The organism is Bradyrhizobium sp. ISRA464 (genome assembly GCF_029910095.1).
GTDB lineage: Bacteria > Pseudomonadota > Alphaproteobacteria > Rhizobiales > Xanthobacteraceae > Bradyrhizobium.
This window is the reverse complement of record NZ_CP094526.1, coordinates 6843470-6862624: the sequence shown is the minus strand read 5'-3', so window position 1 is coordinate 6862624 and position 19155 is coordinate 6843470. Positions and strand designations below refer to the sequence as shown.

Annotated in this window: 20 protein-coding genes and 1 pseudogene; 19 read left to right on the top strand and 2 right to left on the bottom strand. The window is 60.0% G+C overall.

Features of this window, described 5'->3' with window-relative positions:
• Window positions 1-24 precede the first annotated feature (24 nt).
• The 8 genes from nifK to MTX19_RS31865 all read left to right on the top strand — a co-directional run bounded on the left by nifK (window position 25) and on the right by MTX19_RS31865 (window position 7707).
• Window positions 25-1581, top strand: a complete 1557-nt coding sequence (nifK, locus tag MTX19_RS31900; protein WP_280980793.1) for a nitrogenase molybdenum-iron protein subunit beta — start codon at window positions 25-27, stop codon at window positions 1579-1581.
• Window positions 1582-1673: 92 nt separating this feature from the next.
• The gene (nifE, locus tag MTX19_RS31895) at window positions 1674-3314 is read left to right on the top strand and encodes a nitrogenase iron-molybdenum cofactor biosynthesis protein NifE (protein ID WP_280978236.1); all 1641 of its coding nucleotides are present in this window, start codon (window positions 1674-1676) and stop codon (window positions 3312-3314) included.
• 9 nt (window positions 3315-3323) lie between these two features.
• Window positions 3324-4733, top strand: coding sequence for a nitrogenase iron-molybdenum cofactor biosynthesis protein NifN (gene nifN / locus MTX19_RS31890; RefSeq protein ID WP_280973457.1), 1410 nt, complete (start codon window positions 3324-3326; stop codon window positions 4731-4733).
• Window positions 4730-5125 (top strand): nitrogen fixation protein NifX, encoded by a 396-nt coding sequence (gene nifX / locus MTX19_RS31885; protein WP_280973456.1) that lies wholly within the window; start codon window positions 4730-4732, stop codon window positions 5123-5125. The genes nifN and nifX overlap by 4 nt, the downstream gene beginning before the upstream one ends.
• A 7-nt stretch (window positions 5126-5132) precedes the next feature.
• Window positions 5133-5603, top strand: coding sequence for a NifX-associated nitrogen fixation protein (locus MTX19_RS31880; RefSeq protein ID WP_280978235.1), 471 nt, complete (start codon window positions 5133-5135; stop codon window positions 5601-5603).
• A gap of 9 nt (window positions 5604-5612) precedes the next feature.
• Window positions 5613-5813 carry a CCE_0567 family metalloprotein gene (locus MTX19_RS31875; RefSeq protein WP_280973455.1) on the top strand — a complete coding sequence of 67 codons (201 nt, stop codon included), beginning with the start codon at window positions 5613-5615 and terminating at the stop codon, window positions 5811-5813.
• 14 nt (window positions 5814-5827) lie between these two features.
• Window positions 5828-6124: a ferredoxin III, nif-specific gene (gene fdxB, locus MTX19_RS31870; RefSeq protein WP_280973454.1), complete on the top strand. Its 297-nt coding sequence runs from the start codon at window positions 5828-5830 to the stop codon at window positions 6122-6124.
• Window positions 6125-6810: 686 nt separating this feature from the next.
• Entirely contained in the window at window positions 6811-7707 is an 897-nt protein-coding gene (locus MTX19_RS31865; RefSeq protein WP_280973453.1) for a host specificity protein, read from the top strand.
• Between the two features lie 231 nt (window positions 7708-7938).
• On the opposite strand, the pseudogene MTX19_RS31860 reads toward MTX19_RS31865, so the two are convergent.
• Together MTX19_RS31860 and MTX19_RS31855 are read right to left on the bottom strand one after the other, a co-directional pair.
• Window positions 7939-10267 (bottom strand): annotated as a pseudogene (locus tag MTX19_RS31860) (NADP-dependent malic enzyme).
• Between the two features lie 713 nt (window positions 10268-10980).
• Window positions 10981-11571 carry a hypothetical protein gene (locus tag MTX19_RS31855; RefSeq protein ID WP_280978234.1) on the bottom strand — a complete coding sequence of 197 codons (591 nt, stop codon included), beginning with the start codon at window positions 11569-11571 and terminating at the stop codon, window positions 10981-10983.
• A gap of 278 nt (window positions 11572-11849) precedes the next feature.
• On the opposite strand from MTX19_RS31855, the gene MTX19_RS31850 reads away from it, so the two are divergent.
• From MTX19_RS31850 to MTX19_RS31800, 11 genes are all read left to right on the top strand, one after another.
• Window positions 11850-12170: an iron-sulfur cluster assembly accessory protein gene (locus MTX19_RS31850; RefSeq protein WP_280973451.1), complete on the top strand. Its 321-nt coding sequence runs from the start codon at window positions 11850-11852 to the stop codon at window positions 12168-12170.
• Window positions 12171-12191: 21 nt separating this feature from the next.
• Window positions 12192-12482 carry a NifU family protein gene (locus MTX19_RS31845; protein ID WP_280973450.1) on the top strand — a complete coding sequence of 97 codons (291 nt, stop codon included), beginning with the start codon at window positions 12192-12194 and terminating at the stop codon, window positions 12480-12482.
• Complete coding sequence (nifS, locus tag MTX19_RS31840) at window positions 12479-13687, top strand: cysteine desulfurase NifS (protein ID WP_280973449.1); 1209 nt, start codon at window positions 12479-12481, stop codon at window positions 13685-13687. Before MTX19_RS31845 ends, nifS begins: the two co-directional genes overlap by 4 nt.
• Window positions 13684-13908, top strand: a complete 225-nt coding sequence (gene nifT / locus MTX19_RS31835) for a putative nitrogen fixation protein NifT (RefSeq protein WP_280973448.1) — start codon at window positions 13684-13686, stop codon at window positions 13906-13908. Before nifS ends, nifT begins: the two co-directional genes overlap by 4 nt.
• Window positions 13905-14765, top strand: a complete 861-nt coding sequence (locus tag MTX19_RS31830) for an SIR2 family protein (protein ID WP_280984943.1) — start codon at window positions 13905-13907, stop codon at window positions 14763-14765. Before nifT ends, MTX19_RS31830 begins: the two co-directional genes overlap by 4 nt.
• A gap of 484 nt (window positions 14766-15249) precedes the next feature.
• Window positions 15250-16743, top strand: a complete 1494-nt coding sequence (nifB, locus tag MTX19_RS31825) for a nitrogenase cofactor biosynthesis protein NifB (protein WP_280984942.1) — start codon at window positions 15250-15252, stop codon at window positions 16741-16743.
• A gap of 11 nt (window positions 16744-16754) precedes the next feature.
• On the top strand, window positions 16755-16979 hold the full coding sequence (locus MTX19_RS31820; protein WP_280973445.1) for a 4Fe-4S binding protein: 225 nt from the start codon (window positions 16755-16757) through the stop codon (window positions 16977-16979).
• 408 nt (window positions 16980-17387) lie between these two features.
• Window positions 17388-17819: a hypothetical protein gene (locus tag MTX19_RS31815; protein WP_280980792.1), complete on the top strand. Its 432-nt coding sequence runs from the start codon at window positions 17388-17390 to the stop codon at window positions 17817-17819.
• On the top strand, window positions 17816-18589 hold the full coding sequence (locus MTX19_RS31810) for a 4Fe4S-binding leucine-rich repeat protein (protein WP_280980791.1): 774 nt from the start codon (window positions 17816-17818) through the stop codon (window positions 18587-18589). The genes MTX19_RS31815 and MTX19_RS31810 overlap by 4 nt, the downstream gene beginning before the upstream one ends.
• Window positions 18586-18906 (top strand): nitrogen fixation protein NifZ, encoded by a 321-nt coding sequence (locus tag MTX19_RS31805; RefSeq protein ID WP_280984941.1) that lies wholly within the window; start codon window positions 18586-18588, stop codon window positions 18904-18906. Before MTX19_RS31810 ends, MTX19_RS31805 begins: the two co-directional genes overlap by 4 nt.
• Window positions 18903-19142: a nitrogen fixation protein NifZ gene (locus tag MTX19_RS31800; RefSeq protein WP_280980790.1), complete on the top strand. Its 240-nt coding sequence runs from the start codon at window positions 18903-18905 to the stop codon at window positions 19140-19142. The genes MTX19_RS31805 and MTX19_RS31800 overlap by 4 nt, the downstream gene beginning before the upstream one ends.
• The last annotated feature ends 13 nt before the right edge of the window (window positions 19143-19155 follow it).

Genomic DNA, 19155 nt, shown 5'->3' with positions numbered 1-19155 from the left:
CGATATCTAAGAAGGGTCTTACTTATGCCGCAGAGTGCCGAACACGTGCTCGATCACTTCGACCTGTTCCGCGGTCCGGAATACCAGCAGATGCTGGACAACAAGAAGATGTTCGAGAACCGGCGCGATCCCGCCGACGTCGAACGCGTCAGGGAATGGACGAAGACAGCCGAATATCGCGAGAAGAATTTTGCGCGAGAAGCATTGACGGTCAACCCGGCGAAGGCCTGCCAGCCGCTCGGCGCGGTGTTCGCCTCGGTTGGGTTCGAAGGCACGCTGCCCTTCGTGCACGGCTCCCAAGGCTGTGTGGCCTATTACCGAAGCCACCTGTCGCGACACTTCAAGGAGCCAAGCTCCTGCGTCTCCTCGTCGATGACGGAAGACGCTGCCGTATTTGGCGGCCTGAACAACATGATCGACGGGCTGGCCAACAGCTATCATATGTACAAACCCAAGATGATTGCCGTCTCCACCACCTGCATGGCCGAGGTGATCGGCGACGATCTCAATGCCTTCATCAAGACGTCAAAGGAAAAGGGTTCGGTTCCGGCCGACTTCGACGTGCCATTCGCGCACACGCCGGCCTTCGTCGGTAGCCATGTTACCGGCTACGACAATACGCTCAAAGGCATCCTGGAGCATTTTTGGGACGGCAAGGCCGGAACAGCGCCGAAGCTCGAGCGCAGGCCCAACGATAAAATCAACCTCATTGGTGGTTTCGACGGCTATACAGTCGGAAACCTACGCGAGATCAAGCGCATCTTGGACTTGATGGGTATCGAATACACCATCCTCGCCGACAATTCCGACGTGTTCGATACACCGACGGACGGCGAGTTCCGGATGTATGACGGGGGCACCAGATTGGAAGATGCCGCGAAGGCGGTTCATGCCAAGGCAACGATCTCCATGCAGCAGTGGTGCACGGAAAAAACCCTGCCCTTCATCGCCGACCACGGCCAGGAAGTCATGGCCTTCAATTACCCGCTGGGCATTTCCGCAACGGATGAGTTGGTCATGACGCTGTCGCGCATCAGCGGCAAGACCATCCCGGAGGAATTGGCGCGCGAGCGCGGTCGTTTGGTCGATGCGGTCGCTGATTCCAGCACGCACATCCATGGCAAGAAATTCGCGATCTATGGTGATCCAGATCTCTGCTATGGGCTGGCTGCCTTCCTGCTCGAGCTTGGCGCCGAGCCGGTCCATGTGCTGTCCACAAACGGCAACAAGCCCTGGGAGGAGAAAATCCAGGCGCTGTTTGCGAGTTCGCCATTTGGGCAGAATTGCCACGCCTATCCAGGCCGAGACCTCTGGCACATGCGCTCGCTCCTGTTTACTGAACCTGTCGATTTCCTGATCGGAAACACCCACGGGAAGTATTTGGAGCGCGACACAGGCACGCCGCTGATTCGTATCGGCTTTCCAATTTTTGATCGGCATCACCATCACCGCTCTCCGATTTGGGGATACCAGGGCGGCATGAACGTGCTGGTGAAGATCCTCGACAAGATCTTCGACGAGATCGACAAGAAAACCAGCATCCTCGGCAAGACCGACTACAGCTTCGACATCATTCGTTGATCGATGCGCGTGCCATCGCCGGCGAAAGTCGGCGATGGAAGGACACGACCACCTGATCTTGCAGATAGCTTCGGTTGAGAGGGAAGATGTCGATGAGTTCTCTACCGGCTATGGTCCAGGGCATCTTTAACGAACCGGGCTGTGCCAGGAATGCCAACAAGTCGGATGCCGAGCGCAAGAAGGGTTGCACCAAGCAGCTGCAGCCGGGCAGCGCTGCGGGCGGCTGCGCCTTCGACGGCGCAAAGATCGCGCTGCAGCCTTTCACCGACGTAGCTCACCTGGTGCACGGTCCGATCGCGTGCGAAGGCAATTCGTGGGACAACCGGGGTGCGGCGTCTTCGGGCTCAAGCCTGTGGCGTAGCGGATTTACAACCGACATGACGGAAACCGACGTCGTATTTGGAGGCGAGAAGCGACTCTACAAGGCGATCAAGGAGATCGTCGACAAATGCGACCCGCCCGCCATCTTCGTCTATCAGACCTGTATTCCCGCCATGATAGGCGATGATATCGATGCGGTCTGCAAGTCTGCATCGCAAAAATTCGGCAAGCCGATTATCCCCGTCAATGCGCCGGGCTTCGTCGGTTCCAAGAATCTCGGCAACAAGCTGGCCGGCGAGGCTTTGCTCGAGCATGTCATTGGAACGCAGGAGCCGGAGTACACGACGCCGTACGACATCAATCTGATCGGGGAGTACAATCTGTCCGGGGAGCTTTGGCAGGTCAAGCCGCTGCTGGACGAACTGGGAATCCGCATTCTCTCCTGCATTTCAGGTGATGGCAGATACCGCGAAGTCGCCTCGTCGCATCGGGCGCGCGCGGCCATGCTGGTCTGTTCGAAAGCGATGATCAATGTCGCGCGGAAGATGGAACAGCGCTATGGCATCCCGTTTTTCGAAGGTTCATTCTACGGTATCCAGGATTCCAGTGATTCATTGCGGCAGATTGCGCGGCTCTTGGTCGAGCGCGGCGCAGCGGAAGAGCTGATTGCGCGTACCGAGGCGGTGATCGTGCGCGAAGAGGCGCGGGCATGGGCAGCCATTGAGCCGTATAAGCCGCGCTTCAAGGGCAAGAAGGTCTTGTTGATCACGGGCGGCGTCAAATCCTGGTCAGTCGTCGCCGCATTGCAGGAGGCCGGCCTCGAGCTGGTCGGAACCAGCGTCAAGAAATCCACCAGTGAAGACAAGGAGCGCATCAAGGAGTTGCTGAGACACGATGCCCATATGATCGAGGACATGCCGCCGCGTGAGATGTACAAAATGCTGAAGGATGCGAAAGCGGACATCATGCTCTCAGGCGGAAAGTCCCAGTTCGTCGCACTCAAAGCGGCGATGCCATGGCTCGACATCAATCAGGAGCGTTGCCACGCCTATCTGGGCTACGTTGGAATGGTCAAGCTGGTTTCAGAGATTGACAAATCGCTGTCAAACCCGATGTGGGAACAGCTGCGTCGACCGGCGCCCTGGGACGCGTTGGCGAGGGCGTTGCAGACGCATTCCCAGAGTCCTGACTCCGTCTCCGATCCGGCGCTCAAGCAGACGTCGCACCGCGCGAAGAAGATCTGCTTCTGCAATACAGTCGAGCTTGGCACGATCGAGGATGCCATTCGTTCGCGTGGCCTGACCAGCGTCGAGGCAGTCAGACAGCACACCAATGCGGTCGGCGGCTGCTGCAGACGCCGCATCGAGAACCTTCTGGCCTCTTCTCCGTCCGCAATGCAGGCCGCGGAATAGGACGCTGTCATGGCTACCGTCTCGATGCCGAAGAAGGCCTGCGCGGTCAATCCGCTGAAGATGAGCCAGCCGATCGGTGGCGCATTCGCCTTCATGGGGCTTCGTGGAGCGATGCCACTGCTGCACGGCTCCCAAGGCTGCACGTCGTTCGGGCTGACGCTGTTTGTGCGGCATTTCAAGGAGGCGGTACCGCTGCAGACCACCGCCATGAGCGAGGTCGCGACCGTTCTCGGCGGCTATGACAATCTCGAGCAGGCGATCCTCAATATCTATAATCGCACCAAGCCAAAGCTCATCGGGATTTGCTCGACCGGAGTGACCGAAACCAATGGTGATGATGTTGACGCCTATATCAAGCTGATCCGAGACAAACATCCGCAAGTCGCCAAGTTGCCTCTGGTCTATGTCTCGACGCCCGATTTCAAAGACGCGTTCCAGGATGGCTGGGAGAAGGCCGTGACGCGCATTGTCGAGGTGCTGGTGGAGCCGCGTGCGGTCAAGGCGCCGCGCAATCCCTCGCAAGTAAATGTGCTTCCAGGATGCCACCTCACGCCGGGTGATCTGGATGAACTCAGGGTCATGCTGGAGGATTTCGGGCTACAGCCATCCTTTCTGCCCGATCTGGCGGGATCGCTAGATGGGCATATCCCTGACGAGTTTACGCCAACAACCATCGGCGGCATTGGGGTCGACGAAGTCGCCAACATGGGCCGGGCCGGCTGGACCATCGCAATCGGTGCGCAGATGCGGCGCGCGGCGGAAGCCATGCAAGCCAAGACCGGCGTGCCATTTCGCCTGTTCGAGCGGCTGTGCGGCTTGATTCCCAACGACGAATTCATCGCGTTTCTGAGCGAAATCAGCGGTCGTCCGATACCACCGAAGTATCGACGCCAGCGCGGACAGCTCGCTGATGCGATGCTGGATGCGCACTTCCATATCGGCGGCCGTAGACTTGCGATCGGTGCCGAGCCGGACCTGTTGTTCGACCTGTCCAGCATGCTGCACGAGATGGGCGCGCAGGTGGAGGCAGCCGTCACGACGACACAGTCGGCGGTGCTAAAGAAGATCAGGACCAGCGAGGTGCTGGTTGGCGATCTCGAGGATCTGGAAACGTTGGCCAAGACCAGGAACTGCGATTTGCTGATCACCCATTCGCATGGCCGGCAAGCCGCGGCGCGGCTGAAGATTCCGTTTTATCGCGCGGGCTTTCCGATGTTCGATCGGATTGGCGCCGGACATCAATTGTCCGTCGGCTATCGCGGCACGCGCGACCTTATCTTCGATATCGCCAATCTCGTGATTGCCGACCGCGAGGAGAATCATCAGCCAACGCCGGATCGCTGGCGAATCTCGGCACTGCCGTCAAAGTCCGGCCGCCGTAATGGCTTCATCGAGGCGACAGAGAGGTCGATGGCATGAGAGTGGCATTCGCGACCCAGGACCTGAGGCGCGTTGACGCGCATTTTGGCTGGGCCAGAAACATTGTGATTTACGATGTCGCGCCAGGCGGGCACGTGTTTTTGAAGGCCATCCAGTTCGACGGCGATCTCAAGGAAGACGGCAACGAGGACAAGCTTGCGCCGAAGATCGAGGCAATCAAGGATTGCGCCATCCTCTATGTCGGTGCCATCGGCGGCTCTGCCGCCGCGCGTGTGGTGGCCAACAAGATCCATCCCATCAAGGTCAACAAGCCCGAGAACATCCTCGGGTTGCTCGAAAAGCTCCAGCGCGTCCTGAAAGGGACGCCACCTCCCTGGCTGCGGAAGGCCTTGGCGAAGGACCGCAAGCGCACGTTCGACCTTGACGAGTGAGGACGAGTTGACTGTGGCTGCAGAAACGGTGCAATCCGAAACCGCGCTCGACGCTCCGTTCGTCAAAGAACTGCTCAAGGTTTGGCGCGCTGAGGAGACCAACGCAGCGTGGGAGAGCAAGAGCGATCTCGAACTCCTCGAACCTTACGTTCTGGATAAAGCGAAGCGGCGTGAGTTGCCAATTGTCGGCGATCCCGATCCCGATACGGTCTGGCGGTTGGAGCTATTCTTCAATGCGGTCGCGCTCTCGATCGAAAAGGCGACCGGTGTGATGATCCAGCCGATGCTGAAGATGCACCATGAAGGTTTTGGCCGCATGGTGCTGATCGGCGGGCGGCTGATTGTGGTGAACAAGCAGTTGCGCGACGTCCACCGCTTCGGCTTCGACAATTTCGCAAAACTCGCAGACGAGGGAGGAAAGTATATCGGAGACGGGATCAGGATGATTCAGAAATTCCCTGACGTGGCGAATTATTGAGGGCGGCTCATGAGCGATCGTGAAACACTGAAAGCAGAGTTGAAGAGGCTGTCGGCTAAGGCGCTGCAGGCCAAAATGGATCTGCACGACCTTTCGGAGGAGTTACCCGTTAACTGGACCTCGATCATCGCGGTGGCGCGGAAGGCGCACGATGCCTACGCCGAACTCGAGCGCAAGAGCCAGGATCTGAAGCGGCTAGAGAAAGCTTAAAAGGATATCGGATCATGTCACTTACCACGCGCGACGGCCGGAACTGGACGCCGGACTACCTGAATTCAATCGACGCCAAGAAATGCATCGGCTGCGGCCGCTGCTTCAAGGTCTGTGGTCGTGACGTCATGACGCTGAAGGGGATCAACGAGGAAGGCGAACTTGTCGACCTCGACGATGATGACGATGAGATCGAGAAGAAAATCATGGTGATGAACGATCAGGGCGCCTGTATCGGCTGCGGCGCCTGCGCCAGGGTTTGTCCCGCCAACTGCCAGTCGCACGTCTGCGGCGCTGCGGCAGCGGCTTGAGCGCGCTGTGTCCAGCTCTCCCAGACGTCGCGCAATAGTTGAAGCAAATCCGCTCGCCTATCATTTCTAGCCGGCGCTGAAGGCAAGTTGCCCTTGTCCTATCGCACGAGTCGACTTTGGCCGATGAGCGCTCTCGGGCGAGCCCGGGCCGTCTGCAGAGTCTAAACAGCCCGGATTGCTGGTGATGCCATGGCCGGTGGACCGTCGTTGTGCGATCGGTAGCCCACGGCAAAGGCATCTGATGGCTAAGGCGCGCACGGTCGCAAAATCGACAGTGGCTCAATCACGACTTTGGCAATGAGGAAGCATCGTCATGTGGTCGGTGTCGTGGCATCAAGGATCGGTCAGGGCAACTTGAGATCAGCCCGGAGTGAGGCACGCGCCGGGGAACGAGCGCGTTGCCGATGCGTTTCGGTATGATGCTGAGAGCGTCCGGTTACATTTCAAAATCAACTGGTGTCGAGGCCTGCCTGTATCGGCGCTGGCACTTATGTTCGGATATCGTTGTCCTGGAGCCGTCTCGCCCGCTACGCTCAGTCAAAAGAGCAGCCGCCAATCGCCGCGTCGCCGCGATTGAGTAGCACCGATGTGCGCGACACTTGATGGCATCGTGTCAGGTTATTGTAAGCTAGGCCTTCTATCCCTGTCGGCGAGCTCGATCGGCACGGGCTCAGGTGCAAGAAACCATGCCGACAGGAAAGTTGAATCTGATGTATGGACGAATTGTTGGCTCATCGAGCCAGTCCGCCGGCGCTAGCCAAGCTGACGAAGCCGGTCCGTCGTCAGATAGTGGCCGCTTTGCGGATACGCTTGCAGGCATGCATCCGGGTAGTTCGTCGTCGGCTGCAACATATTCTCTCGATCCTCGCGCCCCGATCGTGGAGATCAAAAGGAGTTCCTGGAAAAGAGAGGTGAAAGCCTTTCATGGCAATGACATCAAGAGCATCGCTGAGAATCCACAAGAGTACTCCGATTTTGTATCCAAGAAAGCTGTTCGCACAGCAACGGTTGCTAAGCTGTACGGTGGCACTGACGAGGACGGAGATGAGACGCGATATTTCAGCTATCAGCTGGGAGACAAAAGTGTCGGGCTTCTCAGGACAGAAGGTGGATTCCGTATCAAGGCTGATCAATTTCGCGAGCAGTTTCCGGGGCGAAAGGGGATTACGTCTGTCGTCGACTTGAGGATCACGCATCCGCTCGTCGAGAACGCTGGCGACATCCTGCTGGAACATCAACTTCGGCTTGACGGCGAGCGCGCGTTGGTCATGTCGCGTCCTGCCCTTGCCGGTATGGAACCGCGTTTGGCAGAGATGGGTTTCGTCCACTTGGGTGACTTGGGTGAGCCACTGGGCAACAACTGCTGGGTGCTTGACCCTAACCAGAGCGATAAATGGACGAAGAACTCCGAAGGGAAATGGCAGCGGGCAGGCAAACCTGAGATGTATCTTTCAAAGATGGAAAGCGGTGATGTCGATACAGAAGCAAGCAGCGAAGCCGAGCTGAGCGAAACGGATAGTGAGGCATCATCATCTGATGATGATCTTTCTTGGTATTTTCTGCAGAGGATGAATCTGGCCTGAGGAGGAAAGGCGGGAGCGCTCACCAGGGGCGAGCGCTCCCGCCTATGCCGCAGTCGCCGGCATGAATGCGACCGCACTCGCAAATTCCAGATGACTGCCACGGATGGTAAAGGAGGAGGGGATGTTCCGCTCAAGTCGAATCCATTTCGTCTCGAGCATGATCTGAACCCGAAGGTCGTGTCAGCGCAGAGTGCGCCGCGGTTTTGTCTCGCAACAAGCACGAAGCGGAGATCATACTCGAACAACAGCCCCTTGGCCAAACAGCGTCGGCTGCGCGACCGGCGCGCTCCTGGGCCTCAACCGCGGCGACCGCCGTCATGTTGAGCACATCGCGCGCCGTCACGCCGGGGGTGAGGATGTGAGCCGGCCGCGCCGGTCCGATCAGGATCGGGCCGACCGGCAAGGCATTCCCCAGCACCTTGATGGTCTGATAGGCGATGTTGGCGGCGTCCAGCGTCGGCATGATCAGGATGTTGGCCTCGCCCTCCAGCCGCGACTGCGGCAGCACGGCCTTGCGCGCGATCTCCGAGAGCGCGGTGTCGGCCTGCATCTCGCCGTCGGCCTCGATCTCCGGATGCCTGTCCTTGAGGAGCTGCGTGGCGCGGCGCATCTTGCGCGCCGAGTCGGTGTCGTAGCTTCCGAAGTCGGAGTGCGAGACGAAGGCGACCTTGGGCTTGAAGGCGAAGCGCTGGGCGTGAACCGCGGCCAGTGACGCCACCTCGGCGAGTTCCTCGGCGCTGGGATTCGGCCGAACCTGGGTGTCGGCGAGGAAATAGGCGCCCTTGGTCGTGATCATCAGCGACAGCGCCGCGTAGTCGTTGATCCCCGGCAGGAAGCCGATGATTTCACGGACATGGCGCAGATGGCTCATGAAGCGGCCCTCGACCCCGCACAGCATCGCATCGGCCTCGCCGCGCGACACCGCGAGCGCCGCGATGACCGTGTTGTTGGTGCGGACCACCGTGCGCGCCGCGTCGGGCGTCACGCCGCGCCGGCCGGCGACGTCGATATAGGACTGCACATAGGAGCGGTAACGCGGATCGTCCTCGGGATTGATCAGGTCGAAGTCGCGGCCGGCCTTGATCGCCAGGCCGAAGCGCTTGATCCGGGTCTCCACCACCGACGGACGTCCGACCAGGATCGGCCGCGCCAGCTTCTCCTCGAGCACCACCTGGGTGGCGCGCAGCACGCGCTCGTCCTCGCCTTCGGCGTAGATCACGCGCACCGGCTGGGTCTTCGCCTTGGCGAACACCGGCTTCATGGTGATGCCGGAGCGGAACGCATAGCGCTGCAGCTCGGCGCAGTACTCATCGAAGTTCTTGATCGGCCGGGTCGCCACGCCGGATTCGATCGCGGCCTTGGCCACCGCCGGCGCGATGCGCAGGATCAGGCGCGGGTCGAACGGGCTCGGGATCAGCGAGCCCGGGCCGAACCCCTGGGTCTCGGTGCTCTCGAAGCCATGGGCCACGGCGTCCGACGGCGGATCGCGCGCGAGCTGCGCGATCGCATCGACCGCGGCATGCTTCATCGCCTCGTTGATCGCGGTGGCGCCGACATCGAGCGCGCCGCGGAAGATGAACGGGAAGCACAGGACATTGTTGACCTGGTTCGGGAAGTCCGACCGTCCGGTGCAGATCATGGCGTCGGGCCGCGCCTGGTGCGCCTCGTCCGGCATGATCTCCGGCACCGGATTGGCGAGCGCCATCACCAGCGGCTGGTCCGCCATCTGCTTGACCATCTCGGGCTTGAGCACGCCCGGTGCCGACAGGCCGATGAAGATGTCGGCGCCGGGAATGACGTCCGCCAGCACACGCGCGTTGGTCGTCTGCGTATAGACCGCCTTCCAGCGGTCCATCGTGGTGTTGCGGCCCTCATAGACGACGCCGTCGATATCGCAGACCCAGATGTTCTTGCGCTGCGCGCCCATCGAGACCAGCAAATTGAGAGTTGCGATCGCGGCCGCCCCCGCGCCCGAGCAGACGATCTTCACATCGGCAAGCTTCTTGCCGTTCAGCAGCAGCCCGTTGACGATCGCGGCCGCGACGATGATCGCGGTGCCGTGCTGGTCGTCATGGAACACCGGGATCTTCATGCGCTCCTTGAGCTGTGCCTCGATCTCGAAGCACTCCGGGCCGCGGATGTCCTCCAGATTGATGCCGCCGAAGGTCGGCTCCAGCGCCGCGACCGTTTCGACCACGCGCTCGATGGTGTCGGCCTTGATCTCGATGTCGAACACGTCGATGCCGGCGAACTTCTTGAACAGCACCGCCTTGCCTTCCATCACCGGCTTCGAGGCCAGCGGGCCGATATTGCCGAGGCCGAGCACCGCGGTGCCGTTCGACACCACCGCCACCAGATTGGCGCGGGCGGTCAGAGTGGCGGCCTCGGCCGGGTTGGTGGCGATCTCGGTGCAGGCGGCGGCGACGCCTGGCGAATAGGCCAGCGCCAGGTCGCGCTGATTGGCGAGCGGCTTGATCGCCTGAATTTCGAGTTTGCCCGGCCGCGGCAGGCGGTGATAGGCGAGCGCCGCGTTGTGGAGTTCTTCAGACGATGACGACATGCACTCCCCCCTCGGCCCCGCACTGAAATTCGGTGGCCGGACGTAAGACTTAAGGCAAAAGCGGGATGACAGGTATGCCGCGAACGACCGCTGTATTCAGCTCATCCAGCAAGTAGTCGGCAAAAACCGGAATATGGACGGAAGTCCGAGGAAGTACGCTTGACGATAAAGCGTCCATGCTCGCGGGATTGATCTCCATCGCAGCCTTTTAGCGGTTGCGCATGCGATGCCCCAGATCGCGCAGAAAGGAGAGGCGATTCTTGCAGGGCTGACCGAACGGTGAGTGATGAAAGGCTTGTGACGAATGCGCAATAGGTCCAGCCAATCCTGTCTGTGCGATTTGCGGCCTCAATGACATTCCAACCCGCCGGGTCATGGGCGTCCATCTCGTGGTCGTCGGCGAGGATGGCAACCAGCAGTCGTGGTTCATCGCCATTTGTGCGCTGAAGCAAGAAGGTGCTTGGCCAATCTCAACGAATGACCGCATGACGGCGTCGCTCTGATTCATACGTGATCCGTCCTATGTGCGGTAAGCACGGCTTGACCTCCGAGCTCGGAACCGGCCGCTGCACCGAAGGCCCGTCTAGAGGCAGAGAACTCGCGCCCGATTGCGTCGACGCTCGGCGAGGGCGGCATCTGCCCCGTCAGAGCTGCACCTTGCCGAGGACAACCTCTCTCGCGATGACTGAAACCAATTCGCGATGACTGGGTACTCAGACCGGCCGGTTTTCGTTACGGTTTTTCACGGGCTCCATCCTCTTCAATCCTTCTTCGTAGGAGATCTGCTCGTACGACACATCGAGATCCTTGGCTGCGTCGAGCAGGTAATCGAGCTTACCGCCTGTATTGAGCTTCTTGATGTCATCCTTGTTGATCCCGATCAGGTCCATCATCTCCTTCCAGACGGTGGATTCATCGCATGGTAGGATGTGGAAGGTAATATTGCCGAGCTTGGTTCGATATTTCGCCAACAGGTCGATGTTGTTGCAGAACATAAAGTATCTGCCAGCTGGGCTTAGCGCGCCGTCAAGGACCTCTGCGACGTCAGCAAGATATTCGAAGGAATGCAGATAGCCGGCCAGCACCGGAATCGTGCTTTCACCTTCTTGCGCGATCGTCAGAACCTGCTCGATCGAATAGTCTGGCGGCCGCTTCTCGTCCGCGACCTGGACCTGGAATTTCAGGGCGATGTCGCCGCGAAAGCCGAATCGGCCCGGCTTGCTGGTTTCGTCCTTGAGGACGGCGTTGAGCAGCCGCCCCTCCTTCTCAAGTCGGCCGAGTGCGGTGTTCTCGATTGCAGTCATTAAAATCGTCCTTGGTCGAAGCTCAATTACCGACGCCTTGGCCGGCGCGACATGCAATGCAAATTGCTTGCCGCCGCATGTGTGGCGTCTGTCCGCCGCAACATCTTGCGAAAGTACGTAAGCGTGCCGCGACGGCCGCATGAGCTATGTCAGCAAGCTGACATAGGTCTCAAAGCGAACGCGTGCGATTGAGAAAGGCAAGCGTTATCAGGCGTGTGCGTGCTGGCATGCGACTTGCCAGCCCACAGTCAGCCGTTCCCGGCAGCCAGGGGTGACTCGTGATCAATCTGACAGAGAGCGCAGTGAATGCGGTCAAGAACGCGATTGCCGCATCGACGCAGCCGGCAAGCGGCCTGCGCATCATGGTCGAGGCGGGCGGCTGCGCGGGGTTCAAATACATGATGGGCCTTGCCGGTGCGCCAGGGCCCGATGACACCGTGATCGAGCGCGACGGGCTCAGGGTGTTCGTCGACAATAAGAGCCATCAGCATCTGGTCGGCACGACAATCGACTTCGTGATGGCGCTCGAGAACCCCGGCTTCACATTCGATAACCCGAATGCGACGTCTAGCTGCTCTTGCGGCAAGTCCTTTGGATGATGGCACAAAAGAAAGCGAATCATGCTGATCGAGCCTGAGCAACTGAAGCAGCCGTCGGCCACCGAAACCGAGCGGGAGCTGGTTATTCGCGGCGTGATCGAGGAGATCCGTCCCCGTCTGCGGCGCGACGGTGGCGACTGCGAGCTGATCGATATCGATGGCGACAGGATCATGGTCCGACTAACAGGTGCCTGTGTGTTCTGCAAATTGTCCAGCGCGACACTCGAAGGCATTCAGGATCGCCTGGTCGAAAAGCTCGGTGGGCTGATCCGCCTGATTCCGGTCGCCGGCGCGCCCAACGCGCGCCATTGAGCGAGACCTGCGTGCCCATTTACCTCGACAACAATTCGACGACGCGAGCCGATCCATCCGTCGTCCAAGCAATGTTGCCGTTCTTCGCCGAACGGTTCGGCAACGCGTCCTCCAGCCATGACCTTGGCAGCGAGGCCGCAAGCGCCGTGAACCAGGCGCGCCGCAGCTTGCAGCAATTGTTAGGAAATGCCCATGAGCACGAAATCGCATTCACCTCCGGTGGAACCGAGGCCAACAATACTGCCATTCTCTCAGCGCTTGCGACCCAAGATGGGCGCGACGAGATTGTCACCACCTCTGTCGAACATTCCGCGATCCTTGCGCTGGTCGAGCAACTGGCGACAAGGGGCGTCAAGACGCATGTGATCCCCGTAGATTCGTGCGGCCGAATCGATATCGAGGCGTTTCGGCGGGCGGTTGGACCGCGCACGGCGATTGCGTCCGTGATGTGGGCCAATAACGAGACCGGTACGATCTTTCCAGTAGAATTTCTGGCTGGGTTGGCGCGTGAGGCAGGTGCGCTGTTTCACTGCGACGCGGTGCAGGCCGTTGGCAAGGTGCGCATCGATCTCAAGGACAGTGCGATCGACATGCTGTCGCTATCCGCGCACAAACTGCACGGTCCCAAGGGCATCGGCGCGCTTTATTTGCGAAAGGGTACGAAGTTCAAGCCGCTAATCTGGGGCGGATCGCAGGAGCGACGGCGCCGCGGCGGAACTGAGAATGTCCCCGGCATTGTCGGCCTTGGAAAGGCCGCAGAGCTTGCGGCCGAACGGCTCGAGCCGGAGCGGGTTCGCATTGGCGCATTGCGCGATCGTCTGGAACAGGCCATTTTGCATGGTGGCGACTGCACGGTGCTCGGCGATGTCGGCAATCGGCTATCGAACACGGCCGACATCGCCTTTGAACATCTCGACGGCGAAGCAATCGTCCATCATCTCAATCGTGCTGGCATTGCAGCCTCGCTCGGGGCCGCCTGCAATTCCGGCTCGATGGAGCCGTCCCATGTTCTGCGCGCGATGCGGGTGCCGGCGACGAGCCTGCGCGGCGCAGTGCGCTTTTCCCTGTCGCGTGAAACGACCGTCGAAGATGTCGATCAGGTCGTGAGTGTACTATCTGATATCGTGGCCCAGTTGCGCGCCATGCCGCGCGCGTGCGCCAATCCAGCCAGCGATACGGCATCATTCAGAAGGCTGACCTCATGAAAATCATGATCCGTCGCTCTCCCGAGGCGGGGCTGTCGATCTACGTGCCCAAGAAAGATCTCGAAGAGCCGATCGTGGAGTCCGAGTATGAAACGCTTTGGGGCGGCTGGATCAAAATAGCCAATGGCTGGGTACTGGACTTGCCCGAGATGGCGAGCGACACGCCGCTGCCGATTACAATCAACGCCAGGAAGCGTGGGGAGGACGGGGACAGCCGATGAGGGCGTCCCCGCGAATCGATTATGTCAACGCCGCCGATGCCGAGGCGGTTCTCACCGACGTCGCGGACAGCTTGAGAGATGGCAGCATCGTTCCCTATCTTGGACCTGACCTCGCCGCCTTGTCCGCTCCCCAAGTGCCAATGACGCCCGAAGCCTTGGCGGCGTTCTTTGCCAGCAAGGTGGCGGTGCCGCGCCGGGTCAAGGGCAATGCCTGGGCGTCGGCCCAGTACATCGAGAGCAGAAGGCATCGTTCCACGGTGACGGCGTTGATGGCGCAGGCGTTCGCCCTCCCGGTCGATCCGACGCCCCTGCATCATCATCTTGCGGCTCTGTCGGTGCCGATGATTGTCGATGCTTGGTACGATGGCGCCATGCGTGCCGCACTCGGCAAACGCGACGGATGGGGTGAGGTGCAGGGGGGCGTGCGCAGCGGCATAGGCGAGGACCGCTGGTATCGCTTTTGCGATTCAGCGGGCAAAGAGGTTGATCGTGCCGCAGCCGGCAATTGGACGACAGTGCTGTACAAGCCGCATGGCGGCGCGCTGCCGGCCAAGAACTTCCTGATTTCGGAGGCTGATTACGTCGAGGTTCTCACTGAGATCGATATCCAGTCGCCGGTCCCCGACATCATCAAGGAAAGGCGGACCGGTAGGAGATTCCTTTTCGTTGGCTGTCGCTTCAACGACCAGCTGTTGCGTACCTATGCGCGCCAGATCACCAAGCGTTCGGCCGACATCCACTACGCGATCGTCGATCCGGACAGGCTTACGCGCAACGAGCTTCGCTTTCTGGTCGAGCAGGACCTGATACCACTCGCGATCGGGCTCCCGCGCGCGGTGGAGATATTGATCAGCTAGAGCATGACCCGGAAAAGTGTGATGCGGTCCTCCCGAAAGGATCATAGTTAGACCAGGCGCTAAAGCGCGATGAGAAGTCAGCTCAAACCCATCGTGCTTTAGGCGCTCGCAAAGCGGAGCCGGCGAGGCTCGACCCGCACCCCGGGGGCGAACGGCCGGGCTTGCGTCCGGAGAATCTCGGCGACTCACTTGGCGGACGATTGTGCTGACAAACGCCGGCTCTGCGCCAAATCGTTCGGCTTGTCGTTTTTCCAACACGTGCATCATCGTTGTCCTACAAACGGACGAGCCCGATCGCTCCAGCTAACTCATTGACGTGAAGAACAGATCCGGTCGTGTCAGCGATGGCACGCCGGTTGCTAACTCCTCGCTATGCTCGCCTGGGCCGGTCCAGGGAGCCGATCCGGCCCGCAGGGGAGAACCGAACATGAAGGCAGTGGCGGGAGGCGGAAATGGCGCCAATCATCCGGCGACGAGCAGCAAGATGCTGCCCACTGGCGAGCATAAGGGCTGCCGCGCCTCGGCGGCCGGAGGCAAGGCGAGCTGTGGCTCATATGCGGGTCAAGGCGATTTGCCGAGCGAAGTCTGGGAAAAGGTGAAGAACCATCCCTGCTACAGCGAAGAAGCGCATCATCACTATGCCCGCATGCATGTCGCGGTCGCGCCAGCCTGCAATATCCAGTGCAATTACTGTAATCGCAAATACGATTGCGCCAATGAATCGCGTCCCGGCGTGGTGAGCGAAAAGATCAGCCCTGAGCAGGCAGCGAGAAAAGTGCTCGCGGTTGCCGCAAACATCCCGCAGCTGACCGTGGTTGGCATCGCAGGTCCCGGCGATGCGCTCGCGAATCCCGTAAAGAGCTTCAGGACCTTCGACCTGATCGCAACGACCGCGCCCGACATCAAGCTGTGCCTGTCGACTAACGGGCTGGCCCTGCCTGACCATATCGACGCAATCGTCCGCTGCAAGGTCGATCACGTCACCATCACGATCAACATGATCGATCCAAAAATCGGTGCGAAAATCTATCCCTGGATATTCTTCAATCATAGGCGCTACACCGGGACCGAAGCCTCGAGGATACTCGCGGACCGTCAGCTTGAGGGCCTTGAGATGCTCGCGCAACGAGGCGTCCTGTGCAAGGTCAATTCGGTGATGATCCCGGGCGTCAACGACGAGCACCTGGTCGAGGTCAACAAGGCGGTAAAGTCGCGCGGTGCCTTCCTGCACAATATCATGCCACTGATCTCCGCGCCCGAGCACGGCACGGTATTCGGCCTCAATGGCCAGCGGGGGCCAACCGCGCAGGAATTGAAGGCACTGCAGGACACTTGTGAAGGCGAGATAAACATGATGCGGCATTGTCGCCAATGCCGCGCCGACGCCGTCGGCCTACTTGGACAGGATCGCAGCTCCGAGTTCACGGCAGAGAGGCTCATGACCATGGAGCTCAAATATGACTTTGAGACGCGAAAGGCCTACCAAGCCAACGTCGAGCATCAGCGCGCGGCAAAGGCCGCAGCCAAGCAAGAGGAGCTTATGGAATTGGCTGGCGAGATGAGCGATATCACGCTTCTGGTCGCGGTCGCGACCAAGGGCTCGGGCCTGATCAATCAGCATTTTGGACATGCCAATGAGTTCCAGGTGTACGAACTTTCGACATCCGGCACCAAATTCGTTGGCCACCGCAGGGTCGATCTCTATTGTCAGGCCGGTTATGGCGAGCAGGACAGGCTTGCACCCATCATCGCCGCCATTGGCGATTGCCATGCGGTATTCGTCGCGAAGATCGGCGGTTGCCCGAAGAACAGCCTGATCAATGCCGGCATCGAGCCGGTCGATCAATACGCCCATGAGTTCATCGAGACCTCGATGATCGCCTGGTTCAAAGCCTATCTCCGCAGGGTGCAAAGCGGTGAGATCCAGCATGTCGCACGCACGGCAATGCGAGATTCAGCGATGACCTCGGTGGCGTAGGGGAACTATCGATGCCGTTCAAGATCATCGCTTCGCAATGCACCGGCTGCTCAGCCTGCGAGCCGATTTGCCCGAACGTTGCGATCGTCGAGAAAGGTGGAATCTTCGCAATAGATCCGAAGAAGTGCACCGAATGCATCGGCTATTTCGACGATCCGCAATGTGTCGAGGTTTGCCCGGTCGACGACACCTGCGTGATCGATGTGTCATTGCCGCGCTACAAGGCACCGGGTTAACGGGATGAGACGATGAAGTTCAGGCCAAGCTGCGTCGGAGCGCAGTCGATAAGTTCCGTGCGGCGCGTTGATGGTGTCCCAGAAGCCCGCTTTCGGTTCGGATCAAGGGAACCGATCGCTCGAGAGCGTTCGTCGCGCGCATCGATGCTGCATCGGCCTCCGGGATCGGGTGTGCTGGTCGAGCCCAGTGCTGGTCAAAAGTTGCGCTTCGAGGCCGTGGACCGATTGTCTATTCGGCAGTGTCGCTGCCGATGTGATCGACGTGGCGGCGCAGTTCGTAGCAAGTCAATCGGAACCAGGAGCACCGCTGCCCAACGACGCCGAGAGCGCTCCAATAAACGAGCAAGGCCGACGATTACGCGGAACATTGCAGTCGACCCGACATGTTGCCGCAAGGGGGTGCAGATCATGCACACACAGCACGGTGACGACCTGCCGCGTGACGCCGAAGATCAACTGCGGTGGGCTGGACGTTACCAGGACGAGACAGCCGAAACTTACCTGTTGAAAGCTCAAGCGCTGGCCGCGGACCATGCCGTGGTCCGTTACCATGTCTGTTTCTACACGGCTCGGTTAACCCAAGCATTGGAGATCGCAAAGCCCTGTCTGCGCCGGATCAAGCGCGGAAACACAGGCGCCGACGGTTGGTTAACAGTCAGCGCGGCCGCGAGCGCTCTCGATCGCTATGAGACGCGCTTCTGTCGATTTTTGCTGAAGATGGTGTTCGGCAATCCGAATAACGGCTGTGGCAACGAAAATCTGCTCGAATTCGAACCCGCCGGCGAGGTCGGCGCCGGCGTTTGCCTTGGACGTTCCAGAACAGATGAGCAAGTGCGATGACGATTGACATCGGCGATGCCCTCGACTGGCTCGGGCGTGAGATCGATTGCGGCGCCTGCCCTCATCGGTCGCTGAAGAAAAGGGGCGGCTGCGAGCCCTCGCACGCCTGCGTCCACGACAGGTACGCTCGCCGCATCGATCGCTTCTTCGAGCAGAACCCGGGGCTCGCCGACGGTTATATTGGCCACCCGTATTTCGAGGTGCGAGCGATTGTGGCCAGATACGCCAATCGCTTTCTATTGCTGCGGCTAATCAATGACGGGGATGAGACCGTGCGCTGGAACGCGGCGCAGCGGCTGCCCAGACGTTATGTCCTGCGTCTGCGCAACGATCCGCATCGCGCGGTCAGGATTGGCGTCGCGGCTTTGCTTGATGACGACGAACTGGTGCCGATGCTGTCGGACGATGACTATTACGTCCGTCGCGTCGTGGCATACCGGATTGCGCCGTGGCGGCTCGGATCACTGATGAATGACGAGGACACCGAGGTTCGCCGCATGGTGGCGCGACGTATTCCATACGATTGGCTGATGGCCATGGTGAACGACCCGCAGGCTTCGATCCGGCTCGAGATCGCGCGGCGACTGTCACCTCAGTCCCTGACCACGCTGCGGCGTGACCCTGATTGGCGTATCCGTTACGAAGTAGCGAGCCGCATTGCGGCCGACGAGTTGGCAGATCTTGTCAAAGACGAGGATAGCATGGTGCAGGAGGTCGCCCGCGCTCGGTTGACCGTCTCGTCCATCAGCCCACAAGGATGGCGAGCATGAGCAACATCGCTCGCGACAGTGACGTGGTTGAGCTGGACGGGCCCCCGGCCTTCAATTTCGGCGACAAGGTGCGGGCCAACCGCAATATCCGCAATGATGGCACCTATCCCGGCAAGGACATCGGCGCTCTCCTGGCCAAGAAAGGCGAGGTTGGTTACGTCGTTTCCATCGGCACGTTCCTCCAGCAATTCTATATCTACGGAGTCGAATTTCTTGAAACCGGCTACCGCGTCGGTATGAAGCGCAAGGAGCTCGATCCGGTCGGCATGCGCGAGGCGTCTGATCATCTGGCGCTGCCGAAAAAGAGCGGATCATGACGGAGACGGGCCTTCCGAAATATCGATCAGGCCAGCGGGTCAAAACCGCGGTCGACCTCATCAATGACGATTCTTTTCCCGATGCGCCAGCCGACGGACTCCTGCTCAGTGCCGGACGGATCGGAAACATCATCCGGGTCGCCATGCATACGCAAGCGGATGTGCCGATCTACATTGTCGATTGTGGTGGACAGCTGGTCATCGGCTGTCTCGAAGAAGAAACTGCGCTACTTTGAGGGGAGACTTTCG

Excerpts from the sequence above, each read along its gene's own strand:
- MTX19_RS31815 (WP_280980792.1), top strand. The coding sequence starts at position 17,388 with ATGCACACACAGCACGGTGACGACCTGCCGCGTGACGCCGAAGATCAA.
- MTX19_RS31865 (WP_280973453.1), top strand. The coding sequence starts at position 6,811 with ATGCCGACAGGAAAGTTGAATCTGATGTATGGACGAATTGTTGGCTCA.
- MTX19_RS31820 (WP_280973445.1), top strand. The coding sequence starts at position 16,755 with ATGCCGTTCAAGATCATCGCTTCGCAATGCACCGGCTGCTCAGCCTGC.
- MTX19_RS31805 (WP_280984941.1), top strand. The coding sequence starts at position 18,586 with ATGAGCAACATCGCTCGCGACAGTGACGTGGTTGAGCTGGACGGGCCC.
- MTX19_RS31800 (WP_280980790.1), top strand. The coding sequence starts at position 18,903 with ATGACGGAGACGGGCCTTCCGAAATATCGATCAGGCCAGCGGGTCAAA.
- MTX19_RS31810 (WP_280980791.1), top strand. The coding sequence starts at position 17,816 with ATGACGATTGACATCGGCGATGCCCTCGACTGGCTCGGGCGTGAGATC.
- nifN (WP_280973457.1), top strand. The coding sequence starts at position 3,324 with ATGGCTACCGTCTCGATGCCGAAGAAGGCCTGCGCGGTCAATCCGCTG.
- MTX19_RS31875 (WP_280973455.1), top strand. The coding sequence starts at position 5,613 with ATGAGCGATCGTGAAACACTGAAAGCAGAGTTGAAGAGGCTGTCGGCT.
- nifE (WP_280978236.1), top strand. The coding sequence starts at position 1,674 with ATGAGTTCTCTACCGGCTATGGTCCAGGGCATCTTTAACGAACCGGGC.
- nifB (WP_280984942.1), top strand. The coding sequence starts at position 15,250 with ATGCTGCCCACTGGCGAGCATAAGGGCTGCCGCGCCTCGGCGGCCGGA.
- nifT (WP_280973448.1), top strand. The coding sequence starts at position 13,684 with ATGAAAATCATGATCCGTCGCTCTCCCGAGGCGGGGCTGTCGATCTAC.
- nifX (WP_280973456.1), top strand. The coding sequence starts at position 4,730 with ATGAGAGTGGCATTCGCGACCCAGGACCTGAGGCGCGTTGACGCGCAT.
- MTX19_RS31830 (WP_280984943.1), top strand. The coding sequence starts at position 13,905 with ATGAGGGCGTCCCCGCGAATCGATTATGTCAACGCCGCCGATGCCGAG.
- fdxB (WP_280973454.1), top strand. The coding sequence starts at position 5,828 with ATGTCACTTACCACGCGCGACGGCCGGAACTGGACGCCGGACTACCTG.
- MTX19_RS31845 (WP_280973450.1), top strand. The coding sequence starts at position 12,192 with ATGCTGATCGAGCCTGAGCAACTGAAGCAGCCGTCGGCCACCGAAACC.
- nifK (WP_280980793.1), top strand. The coding sequence starts at position 25 with ATGCCGCAGAGTGCCGAACACGTGCTCGATCACTTCGACCTGTTCCGC.
- MTX19_RS31855 (WP_280978234.1), bottom strand. The coding sequence starts at position 11,571 with ATGACTGCAATCGAGAACACCGCACTCGGCCGACTTGAGAAGGAGGGG.